The sequence below is a fragment of the Microlunatus phosphovorus NM-1 genome (assembly GCF_000270245.1).
Classification (GTDB): Bacteria; Actinomycetota; Actinomycetes; order Propionibacteriales; family Propionibacteriaceae; genus Microlunatus; species Microlunatus phosphovorus.
In genome coordinates this window covers 1,747,242-1,763,323 of the sequence record NC_015635.1, presented here as the reverse complement: position 1 = coordinate 1,763,323, position 16,082 = coordinate 1,747,242, and the positions used below count along the sequence as shown (strand labels likewise).

At 68.8% G+C, this 16,082-nt stretch carries 15 protein-coding genes; 6 read left to right on the top strand and 9 right to left on the bottom strand.

The features are described from left to right. Window positions 1-112: 112 nt before the first annotated feature. Both MLP_RS07925 and MLP_RS26205 read right to left on the bottom strand, forming a co-directional pair. On the bottom strand, window positions 113-766 hold the full coding sequence (locus MLP_RS07925) for a response regulator (protein WP_013862531.1): 654 nt from the start codon (window positions 764-766) through the stop codon (window positions 113-115). Further along, on the bottom strand, window positions 763-2,511 hold the full coding sequence (locus MLP_RS26205) for a histidine kinase (protein ID WP_013862530.1): 1,749 nt from the start codon (window positions 2,509-2,511) through the stop codon (window positions 763-765). Before MLP_RS26205 ends, MLP_RS07925 begins: the two co-directional genes overlap by 4 nt. Window positions 2,512-2,690: 179 nt before the next feature. On the opposite strand from MLP_RS26205, the gene MLP_RS07915 reads away from it, so the two are divergent. Then, window positions 2,691-3,443, top strand: coding sequence for a hypothetical protein (locus MLP_RS07915; protein ID WP_041789854.1), 753 nt, complete (start codon window positions 2,691-2,693; stop codon window positions 3,441-3,443). Here the strand turns inward: MLP_RS07915 and MLP_RS07910 are convergent. Continuing rightward, window positions 3,359-4,747, bottom strand: a complete 1,389-nt coding sequence (locus tag MLP_RS07910; RefSeq protein ID WP_013862528.1) for a pyridoxal phosphate-dependent decarboxylase family protein — start codon at window positions 4,745-4,747, stop codon at window positions 3,359-3,361. The genes MLP_RS07915 and MLP_RS07910 overlap by 85 nt on opposite strands. Window positions 4,748-4,783: 36 nt before the next feature. On the opposite strand from MLP_RS07910, the gene MLP_RS07905 reads away from it, so the two are divergent. After that, window positions 4,784-5,563 carry a DedA family protein gene (locus tag MLP_RS07905; RefSeq protein WP_013862527.1) on the top strand — a complete coding sequence of 260 codons (780 nt, stop codon included), beginning with the start codon at window positions 4,784-4,786 and terminating at the stop codon, window positions 5,561-5,563. 4 nt (window positions 5,564-5,567) lie between these two features. After that, entirely contained in the window at window positions 5,568-6,359 is a 792-nt protein-coding gene (locus MLP_RS07900) for an endonuclease/exonuclease/phosphatase family protein (protein WP_013862526.1), read from the top strand. Window positions 6,360-6,370: 11 nt separating this feature from the next. Here the strand turns inward: MLP_RS07900 and MLP_RS07895 are convergent, their stop codons facing one another. Both MLP_RS07895 and MLP_RS07890 read right to left on the bottom strand, forming a co-directional pair. Then, window positions 6,371-6,802 carry a universal stress protein gene (locus MLP_RS07895; RefSeq protein WP_231851434.1) on the bottom strand — a complete coding sequence of 144 codons (432 nt, stop codon included), beginning with the start codon at window positions 6,800-6,802 and terminating at the stop codon, window positions 6,371-6,373. 68 nt (window positions 6,803-6,870) lie between these two features. Continuing rightward, window positions 6,871-7,356 (bottom strand): universal stress protein, encoded by a 486-nt coding sequence (locus MLP_RS07890; protein WP_041789852.1) that lies wholly within the window; start codon window positions 7,354-7,356, stop codon window positions 6,871-6,873. A gap of 203 nt (window positions 7,357-7,559) precedes the next feature. Here MLP_RS07890 and MLP_RS07885 point away from each other — a divergent pair, with 203 nt between their 5' ends. Continuing rightward, window positions 7,560-8,099, top strand: a complete 540-nt coding sequence (locus tag MLP_RS07885; RefSeq protein ID WP_013862523.1) for a GNAT family N-acetyltransferase — start codon at window positions 7,560-7,562, stop codon at window positions 8,097-8,099. Here the strand turns inward: MLP_RS07885 and MLP_RS26200 are convergent. Beyond that, window positions 8,029-8,961, bottom strand: a complete 933-nt coding sequence (locus MLP_RS26200; RefSeq protein WP_172641549.1) for a helix-turn-helix transcriptional regulator — start codon at window positions 8,959-8,961, stop codon at window positions 8,029-8,031. The genes MLP_RS07885 and MLP_RS26200 overlap by 71 nt on opposite strands. 65 nt (window positions 8,962-9,026) lie before the next feature. Here MLP_RS26200 and MLP_RS07875 point away from each other — a divergent pair, with 65 nt between their 5' ends. Both MLP_RS07875 and MLP_RS07870 read left to right on the top strand, forming a co-directional pair. After that, window positions 9,027-9,911, top strand: coding sequence for a phytanoyl-CoA dioxygenase family protein (locus MLP_RS07875; RefSeq protein WP_013862521.1), 885 nt, complete (start codon window positions 9,027-9,029; stop codon window positions 9,909-9,911). Between the two features lie 21 nt (window positions 9,912-9,932). After that, window positions 9,933-10,667, top strand: a complete 735-nt coding sequence (locus MLP_RS07870) for an SDR family oxidoreductase (RefSeq protein ID WP_013862520.1) — start codon at window positions 9,933-9,935, stop codon at window positions 10,665-10,667. A gap of 67 nt (window positions 10,668-10,734) precedes the next feature. Here MLP_RS07870 and ftsY read toward each other — a convergent pair whose 3' ends face one another. The 3 genes from ftsY to smc form a co-directional block, all read right to left on the bottom strand. Further along, window positions 10,735-11,943 carry a signal recognition particle-docking protein FtsY gene (gene ftsY, locus MLP_RS07865; protein ID WP_041789850.1) on the bottom strand — a complete coding sequence of 403 codons (1,209 nt, stop codon included), beginning with the start codon at window positions 11,941-11,943 and terminating at the stop codon, window positions 10,735-10,737. A 68-nt stretch (window positions 11,944-12,011) separates the two neighbouring features. Beyond that, complete coding sequence (locus MLP_RS07860; RefSeq protein WP_013862518.1) at window positions 12,012-12,200, bottom strand: hypothetical protein; 189 nt, start codon at window positions 12,198-12,200, stop codon at window positions 12,012-12,014. 163 nt (window positions 12,201-12,363) lie between these two features. Next, complete coding sequence (gene smc / locus MLP_RS07855) at window positions 12,364-15,939, bottom strand: chromosome segregation protein SMC (RefSeq protein WP_041791650.1); 3,576 nt, start codon at window positions 15,937-15,939, stop codon at window positions 12,364-12,366. Window positions 15,940-16,082 lie beyond the last annotated feature (143 nt).

The window sequence follows — 16,082 nt, the reverse complement described above, 5'->3', positions numbered from 1 at the left end:
AGAAGCCGCATCGAAGCAACCGAAAGTCGCCACTCGATGCCGTGCCGGCCGCACTCCACCATCGAATGGCGGGTATCGGCTGCTTCACCTGCCGCCATGACTCACACCGTGATCAGCTGGGAGCGACCGCACCGCATTCGTACGCCAGGACGACCGCCTGCACCCGATCGCGGAGACCGAGCTTGGCCAGGATCCGAGTGACATGGGTCTTGACGGTGGCCTCGCCCAGATACAGCCGCGCGCCGATCTCGGCGTTGGACAGACCCTTCGCCAGGGCCAGGAAGACGTCCAGTTCGCGGGCGGTCAGGCATTGCAGCGGTTCGGGCACGCCGGTGGCGGTCGGGCGACGGCGGACGTAGCTGTCGACCAGCCGCCGGGTCACCTCGGGGGCGAACAGCATCTGTCCGTCGTGACAGACCCGGATCGCCTGCGCCAGCTCGGCGGGCGGAGTCGTCTTGAGCAGGAAGCCGCTGGCACCGGCCTTGAGCGCGGCGAAGACGTACTCATCCAGGTCGAAGGTGGTCAGCACCAGCACCTTCGCCTCCGGCCGGGCAGCCGCGGTCAACCGGATCCCGTCGATGCCGTTCACGTCGGGCATCTCGATGTCCATCAGGACGACATCGGCGCACTGCTCCCGGGCGGCGCGCGCTGCCTCCCGGCCGTTGGCCGCCTCGGCCAGGACGTCGATATCGGGCTCAGCGTCGAGGATCGCCCGCAGACCTCCCCGGATCAAAGCCTGGTCGTCGGCCAGCACCACGCCGATCACGACGCTGCTCCGGCCTGAGCCTGGCCGGCCCCGACACGCGCCGGGATCCAGGCACGGACGGCCCAACCGCCGAGCGGCTCCGGACCGGCGGTGAACTCACCGCCCAGCGCGCCAACCCGCTCCGCCGCACCGACTAGCCCGAAGCCGGTCCCGTGCCGTTCCGTCGGCACCGCGACCTGGTCGGCAAGGTGTCCGCCGTCATCGACCACACTGATCCGACATCCGGTGTCGGTGCCCTCGACCAGCACGGCAACGGCACTACCAGGCGCATACCGGACCGCGTTGGTCAGTGCCTCCTGCACGACCCGGTAGACGACCTGCACCGTCTCGGGATCGTTCGGCGACCGCTGCACCGTGAGCGCGATCCGCGCCCCGGTCTGCCGAATCCGGTCCGCCAACGCCGTGAGCCGCTCGGGCAGCTCGACTGGCTCATCGACGGCGACGGCGCCGAGCACACCGGCGTCGATCAGCCCGATCAGCCGGTCCAGGTCAGCGAGCGCCCTCCTGCCGGCATCGGCGACCACAGCCAGACTTGCTCGGGCCCGAGCTGGATCGGTCACCCGCTGGGCGTTGGCTGCACCGGACTGGAGCACCATCACCCCAAGCGCATGACTGGTGACATCGTGCAGATCTCTGGCCACCCGCAAACGTTCCTGCCCAACCGCCTCCGCCACCGCTCGGTCGAGCTCGGACTGTGCCTGCGTCGTCGCCTGCTGCGCGGAGCGCTGGGCTCGATCGCTCTCGCTCCAGGCATGTCCTGCCCACGCGGGCAGCACGATCATCACGACCTGCATCGCCGCGTTGTCAGGCTCGACGAGCAACGTGACCAAAACGCTGGTCACAGCCAGCACGAGCCAGCTGAGCCAAGCCACTCGCCGACCGTCGGCTCCGGTCAACCAGGACAACAGCACGATCACCGGGGCGGTCAGCAGTGAGACCGGGGCCGGAAGCAACCAGGTGACAAGAACGATTGCGCCAGCAGTGAGCAGCAGTGCAGCAGGCAGCGCGTACGACGCCCAGGGCCGCCACCGGGGTTCTGAGGCGTCGGGTGTCACCGGTTCGTGGGATTGCCGCAGCAGCCCCAGCATCCGCCGCAACTCGGTGACCGCTGTGGTGCCGCGCAGCCGGATCCGCTCGATCACGACCGGATCGAGTTCGCGCACCGCCAGTTCCGCGTCGGACACCATCGATCCGACCGAGTCGCCGACCACGCCTGCGATATCACTGGCCAGCCGGGCCCGTTCCTCGGCGACCACCGCGTCGGCGATCGCCCGGGGATCCTGGTCACCGACGCGAGCGGCCCGTTGTCTGGCGGCCTCGGCCCGAGCGCTCTTGGCTGCGACCATGCGACCGAAGCCCCAGAAGCAGCCATACAGCACCACCCCGAAGACCAGCGTGGGCGGAATCGACGGAGGATCCACCCAAGCCACCGGGACGAGAAACCCGAGCAGCCCCAGGACCGCCGCCCACCGGCCTGCCCAGCGGCCGAGACCGTAGACCACCACCGCGACCGGAAACAGCGTCCCCGGGTTCTCCGTGGACACACCGAGGACGACTGCGAGCACGTCAGCACAGAGCACCAGGGCGGCCGCCAACTCCGGTCGCCTGCGGGACATCACGAGTCCCAGTCCGCACCCGGCCGCGACGAGCGCCGCTGCCAACGGCTGAGGCCACAACCAGACCATCACCCAGCCGGGGCCGGCCAGCGCGAGCACGACCTCCTCGCGGGTGGGTCGCAGCGTCATGTCTCGAAGGCTAGACCGGCCCGCCGACGGTCGGATCCCCCTTGAGGTGGACCCACAGTCGCTCTTGGCGCTATCGCAGTTCCCCGTACGACGGATCCGGGAACAGCCTCCGCTGTCCGACTGTGGAGGCATATCCGGTGAACCTCACCGGCCCTTCCCTTTGGAGGATTGGAGGATCCATGAACACCACCAAGCCGTCCGCCGGATCCCGGCAGCTGCTGACCGCCGGCCTTGTCTGTCTGCTGCTCACACCGCTGGTCACCATGGCGGCCGACATCGTCAGGATGATGGCCGAACGGTCGGGCGCGTTGGTCGGAATGGTCAGCGGAACCGGAGCTGACCAGACGGCCGCGATGTTCGCGACCATCGAGGCGAACCTCGGGACCTATCAGCTGGCTTCCTGGCTCGCTCTGGCGGCCGCGATCGTCGCGATCCCCGGCGTCGCCGCCGTCCGGACGCTCACCGCAGATCGGTCGCCTCGCTGGTCGATGGCCGCCCTGATCACGGGGATCTGCCTGGTGATCGGGGAGTTCGTGCACCTGATGGGCTACTACGCCTGGAACCAGATCCTGGTGGCATTTCCGGACCGGGAAGCGGCCATCGCAGTCTCTGACCTGACCCAGCAGAACGTGTTCGGACTGGTGGTGTTCTCCCCGTACCTGATCGGAGTGCTGCTGTTCTGGCCCTTCGCCGCGGTGGCCCTATGGCGGTCTCGCGCGATCCCGATCTGGGCGTTCGTCCTGGTTCTGGTCGGCGGGCTGGTGATGACGGTGGCGGGCTCCTCCTACCTGACGTCCCCGGTGTGGGCGATCGCCACGACGGTCGGACTGGCACCCGCGCTGGTCACTCAGCTCAGGTCGGCCCGGACCGCCGCCAACAACTCGGCGATGGCCGCGACTGAGGTGTCCACGTCGTCATCGGTGGTGCGGTAGTTCGACACCGAGATCCGCAGGATCGCCCGGCCGTGCCAGGTCGACGGGGTCATCCAGGCGGTGCCGTCGATGAGCAGCCGACGCGCCACCTCCCGGGTGACCTCGTCCGAGCCGAACGAGACGCATACCTGGGTGAAGCAGACGTCGTTGACGATCTCGACGCCCTCGAGCCGCCCGAGTTGGTCGGCGAACCGCGCGGCCCGGGCGACCAGACCCTCGACCAGACCGGCCACCCCCGAACGGCCGAGCGAACGCAATGCCGCCCACACGGTGAAACCCCGAGCACGCCGCGAGAACTCGGGCACACTCGCAAAGGGGTCCGGTCGAGAGTCTTGGATCAGGTACGCGGCATGCACCCCCATCGCGGTGTGCAGCGAAGCGGCATCGGCGACGATCGCGAGACCGCTGTCGTACGGGACGTTGAGAGTCTTGTGGGCATCCGTCGCCCAGGAGTCCGCCGCGGCTACCCCGGCGACCAGCGGTCGCAGATCCGGCGAGGCGACCGCCCAGAGCCCGAACGCGCCGTCGACGTGGACCCACGCGCCATGCTGGTGGGCGATCGAGATGGCCTCCGCGAACGGATCGAAGGCTCCGCTGTGGACGTTGCCGGCCTGCAGACAGACGATGGTCGCACCGTCAGCCGGTCCGCTGTCCAGCGCCGCCGCCAGCGCATCGGGGCGGATCCGGCCCTGATCATCGACGTCCACCTCAACTGACCGACCCGAGCCCAGCCCGAGATAGCGCAATGCCAGATCGATGGTGTCGTGCCGCTCCTGGCCGACCAGCACGCGTACCGGCGGCGCTCCGATCAGCCCCCCGGCCTCGACATTCCAACCGACGCGCCGCAGCACCGCGCTCCGAGCCGCGGCGAGACAGGTGAAGTTGGCCATCATCCCGCCGGTGACAAACCCGACCGCAGACTCGGCGGGCAGGTCCAGCAGCTCCAGCAGCCACCCGGCAGCCACCCGTTCGGCGCCGGCGGCCGCGGGCGAGGAGGCGAGCAGGCCGGCGTTCTGATCCCAGACCGAGGTCAGCCAGTCCGCGCCGAGCGCAGCCGGCAGCACGCCCCCGATCACCCAGCCGAAGAACCGCGGGGAAGGCATCGCCACGACACCAGGCTCGGCACCGGCCAGTAGCTCCTCGATCACCGTGTACGGGCCCGTGCCGGTCTCGGGCAGCGGGCCGCCCAGTGCCTCGGCCACGTCGTCGACGTCATATCGGGCATTGACCGGGCGACCCGGCAATCCGTCCAGGAAAGCCACGGATTCCGCGAGTACTCGCTTCAGCACCGCCGTCTCATCCATCGCCCGATCCTAGTAGTGCCGACTACGGTGTGACGGGTGAGCGAGGAACACTCGGCGGACCCCGAACACTCGGCTGACCCCGAACAGTCGGTGGGCTCCAAGGAGTCGGCGGATTCCGAGAAGGACGAGAAGGAGTGGTGGGACGACCCGCGGATGCCCTGGAAGGGCAAGCCGGGCCGCGCCGACATGGTCTGCTGGATCGGCATCGCGCTGGTCGGCATCTACGGGTTGATCATGATGCCGCTGCGCGCCTATCTGGTGGTCGCCAACCCGCTGTTGCAAACCGCGCTGACCGGCTCCCGGTCAGCTTTGGTGGTGCTGGGTGTGCGCAACGACCCGCTGTGGTGGCTCGGTCTGATCCTCGGCATCATCAGCATCGTCAAATTCGACTGGATCTACTTCCTGGCCGGCCGGCTGTGGGGCCGCGGACTGATCGAGCTGATGGCGGGCCGGTCCAAACGCGCCGCCCGCAACGCCGATCGGGCGGAGCGGCTCGCCCGCCGCTGGGGCGTACCGGCCATCTTGATCACCTACCTGCCCATCCCGATCCCCGCTGCGGTGATCTACGCGACCGTGGCGATGGCCGGCATGAGCTGGAAGAAGTTCTGGATCGTCAACATCATCGGCGCCATCATCATCCAGAGCTGTTGGATCGGACTCGGCTTCTGGCTCGGCGAGCCGGCCCAGGTGGTCGTCAACGCGTACGCGCAGATCAGCATGTATGTCGCGTTCGCGATCTTGATCGGCGTGTTCGTCGGAATCTTCTGGCAACGTCGCAAGACCCTCGCCCAGAGCCGCTCAACACAGAGCCGCTGAGCCCGTGCGACTGGTGACTTTCAACCTGTGGAGCGGCCGCGCGGCCACCTCGGGCGCTGGCCGCGCCAAGCCGGTCGATCTCGACCTGCTCCGGGCGGCGATCCGCGAGCTCGATCCGGACGTGCTGGCCCTCCAGGAGGTCGACCGACGGCAGTCGCGGTCGCACCACGCCGATCTGGCCGAAGTCGCCGCCGAGGCGATGGGCGCCCGCGACCACCGGTTCGTGCCGACTCTGGCCGGCACCCCGGGCGCGATGTGGTCCCTGTCCGGACCCCTCCACCACCACACCGGAGAGCATCGACCGGCCAGTGAGTACGGGATCGCGCTCCTGTCCCGCTACCCCGTGCAGCACTGGTATGACGTCCCGCTGCCCGCGATCCGGCCGTCGTTCAAGGTCATGCTGCCGGTGCTCCGCCAGCATCTGACCGTGGGTGAAGAGCCGCGTGCGGCGATCGTCGCCCGTCTCGACACGCCGTTCGGGGCGATCGCCATCGCGAACACGCACCTCACCTGGATCCCCGGCTCCGGGATCCGGCAGCTACAGGAGGTGACCCGGGTGCTGGGCGAGCTCGGTGATCCGGTGCTGCTGGTCGGCGACTTCAACATGTGGGGACCGCTGCCCCGGATGATCACCGGCTATCGGCCGTTGGCCGAGCATCGCACCTATCCGGCCGCCAAGCCCAAGCGTCAACTCGATCACGTTCTGCTCCGCGGCCGCGGGCCGGCGGTGGTCAACTCCAGGGCCGTACGCATGGCGGTCTCCGACCATCTCGCGCTCGTCGTCGACTTCGCCTGAACTACACGGCCCTAGTCGTCTTGGACCGGCACCGCGATCACCGGCACCTTGGCGTGGCCGAGGCAATAGCGGCTCACCGAGCCGTACACCAGCCGCCCGAGACCGCGGTGCTCCCGGGTGCCGACCACTACCAGAGCAGCACCGTGACTGGCGGCGACGACTGCAGGACCAGGATCGTCGATGTAGAAGTCCAGCCGCCATTCCGGCAGCGGGTCGACGGTGGCGAAGACCTCCTCGATGTCACGCCGGTAATCCGCATCAATGCTGTCGACGGGCTCCGGTGCAGATTCCCCGAGCACACCGACCGAGGCCAGACTGGCCGGCACCGGCATCGCGTGCACGGCCTGGATCGGCAGTCCCGTCATCCGTGCGTAATCGGCTGCCCATGCCAGCGCAGCCCGGGATGACGGCGAGGCATCCAGACCCACCACGATCTTGCTCATCAGCCTGAACTCCATCCGTACTCGAACAGGTCGAGCCACGAACCGTACCGGCTGATTAGTAAAGGGGTCTACTCAGTGCCCTTTTCGGCGCCGACGCTCTTCTCGGCGGCGGCCTTTTCGGCGTCGCCTGGTACATAGGGCACCGCAACGACCGGGATCTTCGAGTGGCTGAGGCAGTAGCGGCTCACCGAGCCGTACACCAGCCGCCCGATCCCGCGGTGCTCGCGGGTGCCCATCACGATGATGGCAGCGTCCTCGCTCGCGCCGATCACGGCCGGACCTGGGTCGTCGATGAAGAAGTCCAGACTCCAGTCCGGCTGCGAGCCCACCGCTTCGAACGCCTCGGTGATCTCGCGCCGGTAGTCTTCCGCGATCTCATCCTCGGGCTCGGGTGTGGGCGTGCCGAGGACGGCGATCGAGGCCACCGAGGCCGGCACCGGCACGGCATGCACGGCCTGCAACGGCAGTCCGGTCAGGCGTGCGTACTCCGCCGCCCAGGCAAGTGCCTTCTGCGATGACGGCGAGAGGTCGAAACCCACCACGATCTTGCTCATCGATCCACTCCATTTCACTCTGCGACGCTGCGACGTGCGCTATCGCCCGTCAATTCCATGATCGACAAGCGGCCCGATCCGGGACAGATGCCCATGGTCCGACGACGAGACCAAAGGTCCTGCTTTCGATGCCCGGACGACACCAGCTGTTCACCCACTAGTCACCGATTGGCCACCAACGAGCGAGCCGTAGAGTCCGAAGCGTGTTCGAGCTTCGCCCGCTGCCGTACGACCACCCCGACGCCCGGGAGCTGACCGAGCAGGCGCAGACCTACTACGTGGAGATCTACGGCGGCCGCGACGACGATCCCCTCGCCGCAGCCGAGTTCGCTCCCCCGCACGGCGGATTCGTGATCGGCTACCTGGACGGCGTGCCGGCCGCGATGGGTGGCTGGCTGTTCACACCCGAGCTCGGTCGCGAGCAGGTGGCCCAGATCCGACGGATGTTCGTCGTCGGATCCGCTCGACGGCGAGGCCTGGCCCAGGCTGTGCTTGCGCATCTGGAAGCCGACGCCACCAAGTACGGCGCGAGGACGATGATCCTTGCCACCGGACAGCCGCAGGTCGAGGCGATCGCGCTTTATCGCAAGCACGGTTACGCCGACATCGCACCATTCGGCTACTACGCCGCGGCGGATCTGGTCGTCTGCCTCGGCAAGGAGCTCGGCGACCTCAACCGACCAATGGACCGTCCCGCCGCAGCCGGGCCGGCTGGGCCGGCGCCTGCAGCAGCACCTGGGTGAGCGAGACCAGCGCGGGTGAGCGCAGGATCTCGTAGGGGTCGGAGGTGGCCCCGCGGCGCCGGAACGCGCCCGGAGCGACGCCGTACGCGCCCGAGAACCGGCGGGAGAAGTGATAGGCATTCGCGAATCCGGCGCGTTCGGCGATCTCGGCCAGGGTGCTGTTGCTGCGTTGCAGCCACGTCGCGGCACGCACCAGCCGGACAAGCTCGAGCGCCCGCGCGGGGCCCACCCCATAGTTCTCCCGGAACAGCCGGAACACATGCCCCGGCGACACGTTGGCCTTCGCCGCCAACTCTTCCACCGAGACCAGCCGCATCCCCTCACCGATCCAGATCGCCCGGGTGGAGTCGATGATCTTGACCAGCACGTCGGGCATGCCCTCCAGCGGCGAGTTGCCGAACGGCCCGGTGACGAACAGGTCGAGCAGCAGCATGAGCAACTCGTCGGTGCGCCGCGCCGCCGCCTCGCCGGGGAGCTTCGCCAACTCCAGCAGATAGGTCGTCAGCCCACCGAGCACGGGCGCGGCAGTCATGTCCCGCACCAACGGCCAGGTGTCGCGCGGGCCGAGACGCTCGGTGTTGCGCACGGTGAAGTGCGCATACGCGTGGGTAGAGATCGAGTCCGGATCCCAGAGCAGATGATCCACTGTGCCCAGCCTGGACAGCGCCAGCATGCCTGGTCGGAGCAGGATTCGCTCCCCCGCCTCCCGCCACCCGGCCTGGACGGTCCAGATCGCCGAGCCGCGCAACAGCCAGATGAACTCCTCGTCGAACAACTCCCGGGGACCGAACGATGCCCCAGCCGGATAGTCGGCGACAAGCACGGACTGCCGTTTGACGAGCTCCAATGGCGCGGATGTCACGATCAGATATTTACCAGATGGTCCCCGACATTCCCAGCAGCACCCGTTGCTGCCACGCTGAACCCATGATTGATCAGACAGATCGGGAGCTGGCCGGTCACTTCGCTGAGCACGGATTCGCATTGATACCCGATGCATTGTCGCCGACCGAGGTAGCTGAGATCAATGACGAGGCCCTGCGGATCTGTCGCGGCGACTACGGGCAGATCACCTATGGATACAAGGAGGGGCCCGATTCGGTGCCCCTGCTCAAGGCCGATGCCACCGACGAGGACGTGCTGCGGCAGTTCTTGTGCATCCACTACCCGCACAAGCTGTCACCCGCCGCCGAGCGGGCCCTGCGTGCGCCCAAGATCGTCGATGCCCTCGTCTCGGTGATCGGGCCGAACGTCAAGGCGATGCAGTCGATGCTCTTCATCAAGAGCGAGGGCAAGCCCGGCCAGGCCTGGCATCAGGACGAGTTCTTCATTCCCACCCGGGACCGGTCGCTGACCGCCGCGTGGATCGCGTTGGACGACGCCACCATCGAGAACGGCTGCCTGTGGGTGCTACCCGGTTCACACCGTCGCGGGGTGCTCTATCCGGCCCGCAACCAGGATGACCCGCGGTTCGACTGCACCACCGAGGCCTTTGATTTCCCCTACCGGGACGAGGATGCCGTGCCGGTGGAGATCCCGGCCGGCACGGCACTGCTCTTCAACGGCTATCTGCTGCATCGTTCACTGGAGAATTCCGGCAAGCATGGCTATCGCCGCGCGCTGGCCAACCATTACATGAGCGCGGAGTCACTGCTGCCGTGGGAGGCTCCCAAGCCGGGTGAGCACATGGCGATCAGCGATTTCCGTGACATCGTGCTGATCGCCGGCGAGGACCCGTACGCGTACAAGGGCACGACCGATATCCGCAAGCCCTACTCCCGGCCGGACAAGGACGGTGGCTGCGACCGTTGAGATCTCCGGTAGCGTGCCGCCGTGTCATCTGATCGTGTTGCCCTGGTCACCGGCGCCTCGCGCGGTCTCGGAGCCGTCGTCGCCCGCAGGCTCGCCGCGGCGGGCTGGTCCGTGGCCGTCAACTACCGCTCCGATGCCGACGGCGCCGACCGCGTCGTCGACGACATCCGGAACGCCGGAGGGATTGCGGCCGCGTACGCGGCTGACGTCACCAACGAGGACGCGGTCACCGACCTGCTGACCCGGATCGGCCGCGAGCAGGGGCCGGTGCTCGGCGTGGTGGCGAACGCCACCGGCCCGCAGCCGATCGTGCCCCTGGATCGGCTCACCTGGCAGGACTACCTCGATCAGCTCGTCTTCTTCGTCAAGAGTCCGACCCTGCTGGTGCAGGCGGCGCTGCCGGCCATGCGTACGCACGGGTTCGGCCGGGTGATCTTGATCGGATCGGACATGGTCGACCGAGCCAAACCGGGATGGTCGGCCTATGCCGGCGCCAAGGCGGCCGAGGCGGAGCTGGCCAAGATCTGGGCCCGCGAGCTCGGACCGGATGGCGTCACGGTGAACCTGGTGGCACCCGGCTGGATCCCGGTGGAGCGACACGCGGGCGCGGACACGTCGGCCTACCTGGCGGAGGTTCCCCTGGCTCGGATCGGCACCCCGGACGACATTGCGAGCATGGTCAGCTATCTGGCCTCGGACGAGGCCGGCTTCGTCACCGCTCAGCGGATCAGCGTGAACGGCGGCCACACGATCTAGTGCGCCCGCTCGCGACGATGACGCGCATTCACCGGCTACGCCATCTTCCCGCTCACGGGCTAGGGGGTCAGGCGACCTCCAGCAGCGCGTCCACGAAGACCTCGGCGTCGAACGGCGCCAGATCGTCCACGCCCTCCCCCAGCCCGACGAGCTTCACCGGCACCCCGAGCTCGCGCTGCACCTGGACGACGATGCCGCCCTTGGCCGAGCCGTCGAGCTTGGTCAGCACGATCCCGGTGACGTCGACGACCTCGCGGAAGATCCGCGCCTGGGTGAGCCCGTTCTGACCGGTCGTGGCATCGAGGACCAGCAGCACCTCGCTCACCGGTGCCTGACGCTCGATCACCCGCTTGACCTTGCCCAGCTCGTCCATCAGACCGGTCTTGGTGTGCAGGCGTCCGGCGGTGTCGATCAAGACCACGTCCACCTCGCCTTCGATGCCGACCTTGACCGCCTCGAATGCCACGCTGGCGGGATCGGCTCCCTCCGCACCGCGGACCGTCGGCACGCCGACGCGACCACCCCAGGTCTCGAGCTGGTCGGCGGCAGCAGCACGGAAGGTGTCGGCCGCGCCCAGCAGGACCTCTTTGTCCTCCGCCACCAGGACGCGGGCGAGCTTGCCGACGGTGGTGGTCTTGCCGGTGCCGTTGACGCCGACGACCATCACCACCGCCGGGGTGTCACCGCGGTCGGCGTGGATCGTGCGGTCCATGGTCGGGTCGACCAGCGCGAGCAGTTCGCTGCGCAGGATCTCGCGCGCTTGGGCAGGGTCGGCCACGCCTTCGACCCGGAACCTGGTCCGGAGGTTGTCCACCAGCTCAGTGGTCGGCCCGACCCCGAGATCGGCGGTGATCAGGGTGTCCTCGAAGTCCTCCCAGGTCTCCTCGTCGATCCGGTCGCGAGACAGCAGCATCAACAGGCCACGGCCTAGGGCGTTGTTGGAGCCGGCCAGCCGACGACGGAGCCGGGCCAGGCGGCTCTCCGGGGCCTCGGGACGATCGAGCGGCAGCGGTTCGACGACCTCGTCGGTCAGCACCACTTCGCCGGCACCGGTGCCGGGCAACTCGTCGATCCCGGTGAGCCGAGGCCGATCGCGCAGGTCGACTCCGCCGCCATCCCGGTCACCGCTGTCCCGGCCGGCACCGCCGCCGCGCAGCTGTCGCTGCTCCTCGGCTCGGCGCAGCGCCGCGCGACGATTGACAGCTAGCAGCCCGACAAGAACGACGGCGGCCAGGATGATGCCGCCAACGATGTACCAGATGGTCATTGGATCCACCGGGTCATCTTAGGGGCGTTCGCACCCCGTTTCCTGAGGCGCCGCAGGCGGCCCCTTGCCGGTGGCGATCAGTGCGTGCGGATGAGCGAGCGCGGCGGCTCGCCCTCGCCGTTCAGGTGCCGGGCGACCCGCGCCATCTGATCAGTCAGCTTCGGCACGTGTTGGCTGCCGCGGCCCTGCATACCGAGCAGGACCACGCCGGCGATTCCGGCGGCGATAGTCAACACAACGATCATGGCAACGAGGATGGCAGTCATCTCGCACCTTTCGAGCAGTCGGCCACAAAGACAGTGCGGCCCGGGGAAGGTCACTGTCGGCGGGCACCGGCGATACCCGTACCCGCATCTTCATCCTGTCTAGCCGCCTGATGGCCGATCTCGTCACGCGTGTCGGCATCGGTTCGGTCACGATCACGCGCCGTCAGGCGACCGACACCGTCTCCCGTAGCCGCTGGGAGATCACGGCCGAAACGCCGTCGCCGCGCATCGTCACGCCGTACAGGGCGTCGGCGATCTCCATGGTGCGCTTCTGGTGGGTGATCACCAGCAGCTGACTGTTCTCCCGGAGCTCCTCGTAGATCTCCAGCAGCCGGCCGAGGTTGGTGTCGTCCAGCGCGGCCTCCACCTCGTCGAGGATGTAGAACGGACTGGGCCGGGCGATGAACAGTGCCACCAGGAACGCCACCGCGACCAGGGAACGCTCCCCACCGGACAACAGCGAGAGCCGCTTCACCTTCTTGCCCGGCGGTCGTGCCTCGACGTCGACACCGGTGGTGAGCCAGCTGCCCGGCTCGGTCAGCACCAGCCGACCCTCGCCACCGGGGAAGAGCCGGGCGAACACCCGCTCGAAGGCGGTCTCCACATCCGCGTACGCCTCGGCGAACACTTGCTCCACCCGGTTGTCGACCTCGGTGATGATGTCCATCAGGTCGGCGCGGGTCTTCTTCAGGTCGTCGAGCTGCTCGGCAAGGAACCGGTGCCGCTCCGCCATCGCGTCGAACTCCTCGAGCGCCAGCGGGTTGACCCGACCCAGCACGCCGAGGGCCCGCTCGGCGGCTCGCAGCCGCTTGGACTGCTGCTCGCGCACGTACGGCACCGGTGGCGGCACCTCGTCGTCCGGCTGCAGGGCGCTGCCGTCGGGCCTGGTCAGCACCGGCACGGGCTGGTCGGGACCATACTCGGCGACCAGGGCCTCCGGCTCCAGCCCGAGCTCGCTCATCGCCTTCTCGGTGAGCTGCTCCAGCCGCATCCGCTGCTCTGCGCGGGCCATCTCGTCACGGTGCGCGCTGTCGACCAGGGACTCGAAGTCGTGAGTCAGCGTACGAAGTCGCCGCCGAATCTCGGACAGTGCGGCCTCGGCATCGGTCCGGGCTGCGTCGGCGGCTGCCCGCTCCTCTCCGGCGAGCACGATCGACGCCTCGATCCGGCTTGCGAGTTGGCCCGCACCCGCGTGCACCCCACGGGCGACCGCCGCCTCACGCAGCATCCGCTCCCTGCGGGCCTGCGCCTTGGCGCGGGCCTGTCGCTCGTGCTGGGCAGCACGACGCAGTGCGTCTGCTCGACCGGACAGCGCCCGGACCCGCTCCTCCATGGTGCGCAGCGCGAGCCGCGCGTCCATCTCCGCACTGCGAGCGACCCGGGCGGCCTCCGCCAGCCGGTCCCGCTCCGCCGGGTCCGGTTGCTCTTCCTCCGGGGCTTCCTGAGCCAAGGCCAGCCGATGCTCGAGATCGGCCAGGCCACTGAGATCTCGGTCCCTGGCCTCCTCGGCCTTCGCGATCCCGTGCAGCAGTCGCTCGGCTTCGCCGTGTGCAGAGCGGGAGGCCGAGCTCAGCTGGCCGAGCTCCTCGGCCACCGCCGCCATGGCCGCATCCGACTCGTGCAGTCGAGCCAGCGTGGCGTCCACCGCCTCGGCGGCGAGCCGAAGCCGCTCGGCCAGCTCGGTCTGTGCGAAGCGCAGCCGCTCGCAGTGATGGTTGGCCTCGGCCAGTCGGCGCTCGGCATCGTCGACCGCGGCTTGCACCTCGATCAGGCTCGGCTGCGCCGATGAACCGCCGGCCGCGAAATGGGTGCTCAGCACATCGCCGTCGCTGGTCACCGCCGTGAGATCCGGCAGCCGCTCGACCAGGGAGCGGGCAGCCGGCAGATCCGGCACCACCACAACCTTGCGCAGCAGTCGACCGATGGCACGGGCGATCTCGACCGGCGCCTCCACCACGTCCACGGCATAGACGACGCCCTCGGGCAGCACCGGCCAGGTGTCGCGGTCATCCGGCTCGCGCTGGCCGGCGAGCAGCAGCCCGGCGCGACCCAGATCCTCGGTCTTGAGGTGGTCGACTGCACCCAGTGCGGCGTCGATCCCGATCACTGCCACGGCATCGGCCGCAGCACCAAGGGCCGCGGCAACCGCGGTCTCATGACCCTCGTGCACGGTGACCAAGGCCGCCACCGAACCGAGCAGCCCGTCCACGGTGTCGGTGGCCGCCAACAGCGCGCCGGAGGCATCCTTCCGATTCAGGCCGACCTGCAACGCCTCCAGCCGGGCGGCCAGCGCCGCCCGCTCCTGGCCGGCGGCAAGCTCCTCGGTCCGCAGCGCGGCCAACTCGGCCTCCACCGCGTGCTGGGTCTCCAGCGCTTCCTCGTGTGCGGAGTCCAGACCGAGCTCACTGTCGTCCAGCCCGGCCACCTGGGTCTCCAGCACCGTGAACGCCCGGGTCGCCTGCTCGGCGCGGCCAGCGGCCTCACCGTGAGCGGCAGCGAGCCGGCCGATCTCGGCGTTGGCCGCCTCGGCGCGGCTGCGCAGCGAGTTGACCTGCCCGGTCAGCCGGGCCAGACCCTCGCGACGGTCGGCAGCAGCCCGGACCAGCGCCGCCAGCCGGGCATCTTCGCGCTGATGGGCGGTCTCGGTCTCGGTCCGGTGCGTGGTCGCGTCCTGCAGCACCTGGCTGCGGGCAGCGACCTCACGGGCCAGCTCCGCCTCTTGAGCGGCGACCGCCTCGGCTTCCCGGTCGAGCTCATCGGGATCGCGGCCGACCCGGGTTTCTCCCGGATCGTTGTCGGCGTTGCGCATCCGCTCCCGGGCGATCGACATCGTCGAGGCGACCCGCTCCTTGAGTGCGGCCAACGAATACCAGGTCTCCTGGGCGAGATTCAGCCGCGGTACGCAGGCGCGTACCGTCTGTTCGGCCTCGATCTCGGTCTCCCGCGCAACCTCGAGCGCCTGCTCCAGTTCCAGCCGCCGCTGTCTCATCGCCCGCTCGTCGGCCAGGTCGGACGCCATCGACAACTGCACCTGGACCAGGTCGTCGGCGATCAGCCGGGCTTTCGCATCGCGGACCTCAGCCTGGATGACGGCAGCCTTGCGGGCTACCTCCGCCTGCCGACCGAGCGGCTTGAGCTGGCGCCGGATCTCGGTGATCAGGTCCTGCAGCCGGGTCAGGTTGCCCTCACACGCCTCCAGCTTGCGCAGCGCCTTCTCCTTGCGCTTGCGATGCTTGAGAACCCCGGCCGCCTCCTCGATGAACCCGCGCCGCCCCTCGGGCGTGGCCTGCAGGATCGAGTCGAGCTGACCTTGGCCGACGATGACGTGCATCTCTCGGCCGATACCGGAGTCGCTGAGCAGTTCCTGGACGTCCAACAGCCGCGCCGAGTGGCCGTTGATGGCGTACTCGGAGCCGCCGTTGCGGAACATCGTCCGCGAGATGGTGACCTCGGTGTAGTCGATCGGCAGCGCACCGTCGGTGTTGTCGATGGTCAGCAGCACCTCGGCGCGACCCAGCGGGGCCCGTCCGGAGGTGCCGGCAAAGATGACGTCCTCCATCTTGCCGCCGCGCAGTGATTTCGCACCCTGCTCGCCCATCACCCAGCTGAGGGCGTCCACGACATTGGACTTGCCGGACCCGTTCGGGCCGACGACGCAGGTGATCCCCGGCTCGAAGTTGAGCGTGGTTGCGGAGGCGAAGGACTTGAACCCGCGCAACGTAAGGCTCTTGAGATACACCACGGACCTTTCGTCCGGCTCGATCGGCTGGCGGTTGACGGCGGGAAGGCAGATTCACCCTAGCTGTGGTTCTCCGAAAGGCTTCGGATTCCCGCCTCGGTGTCGTAGGTTGTCACCAGGACCGGTCCGGATCGAGTCCCCGG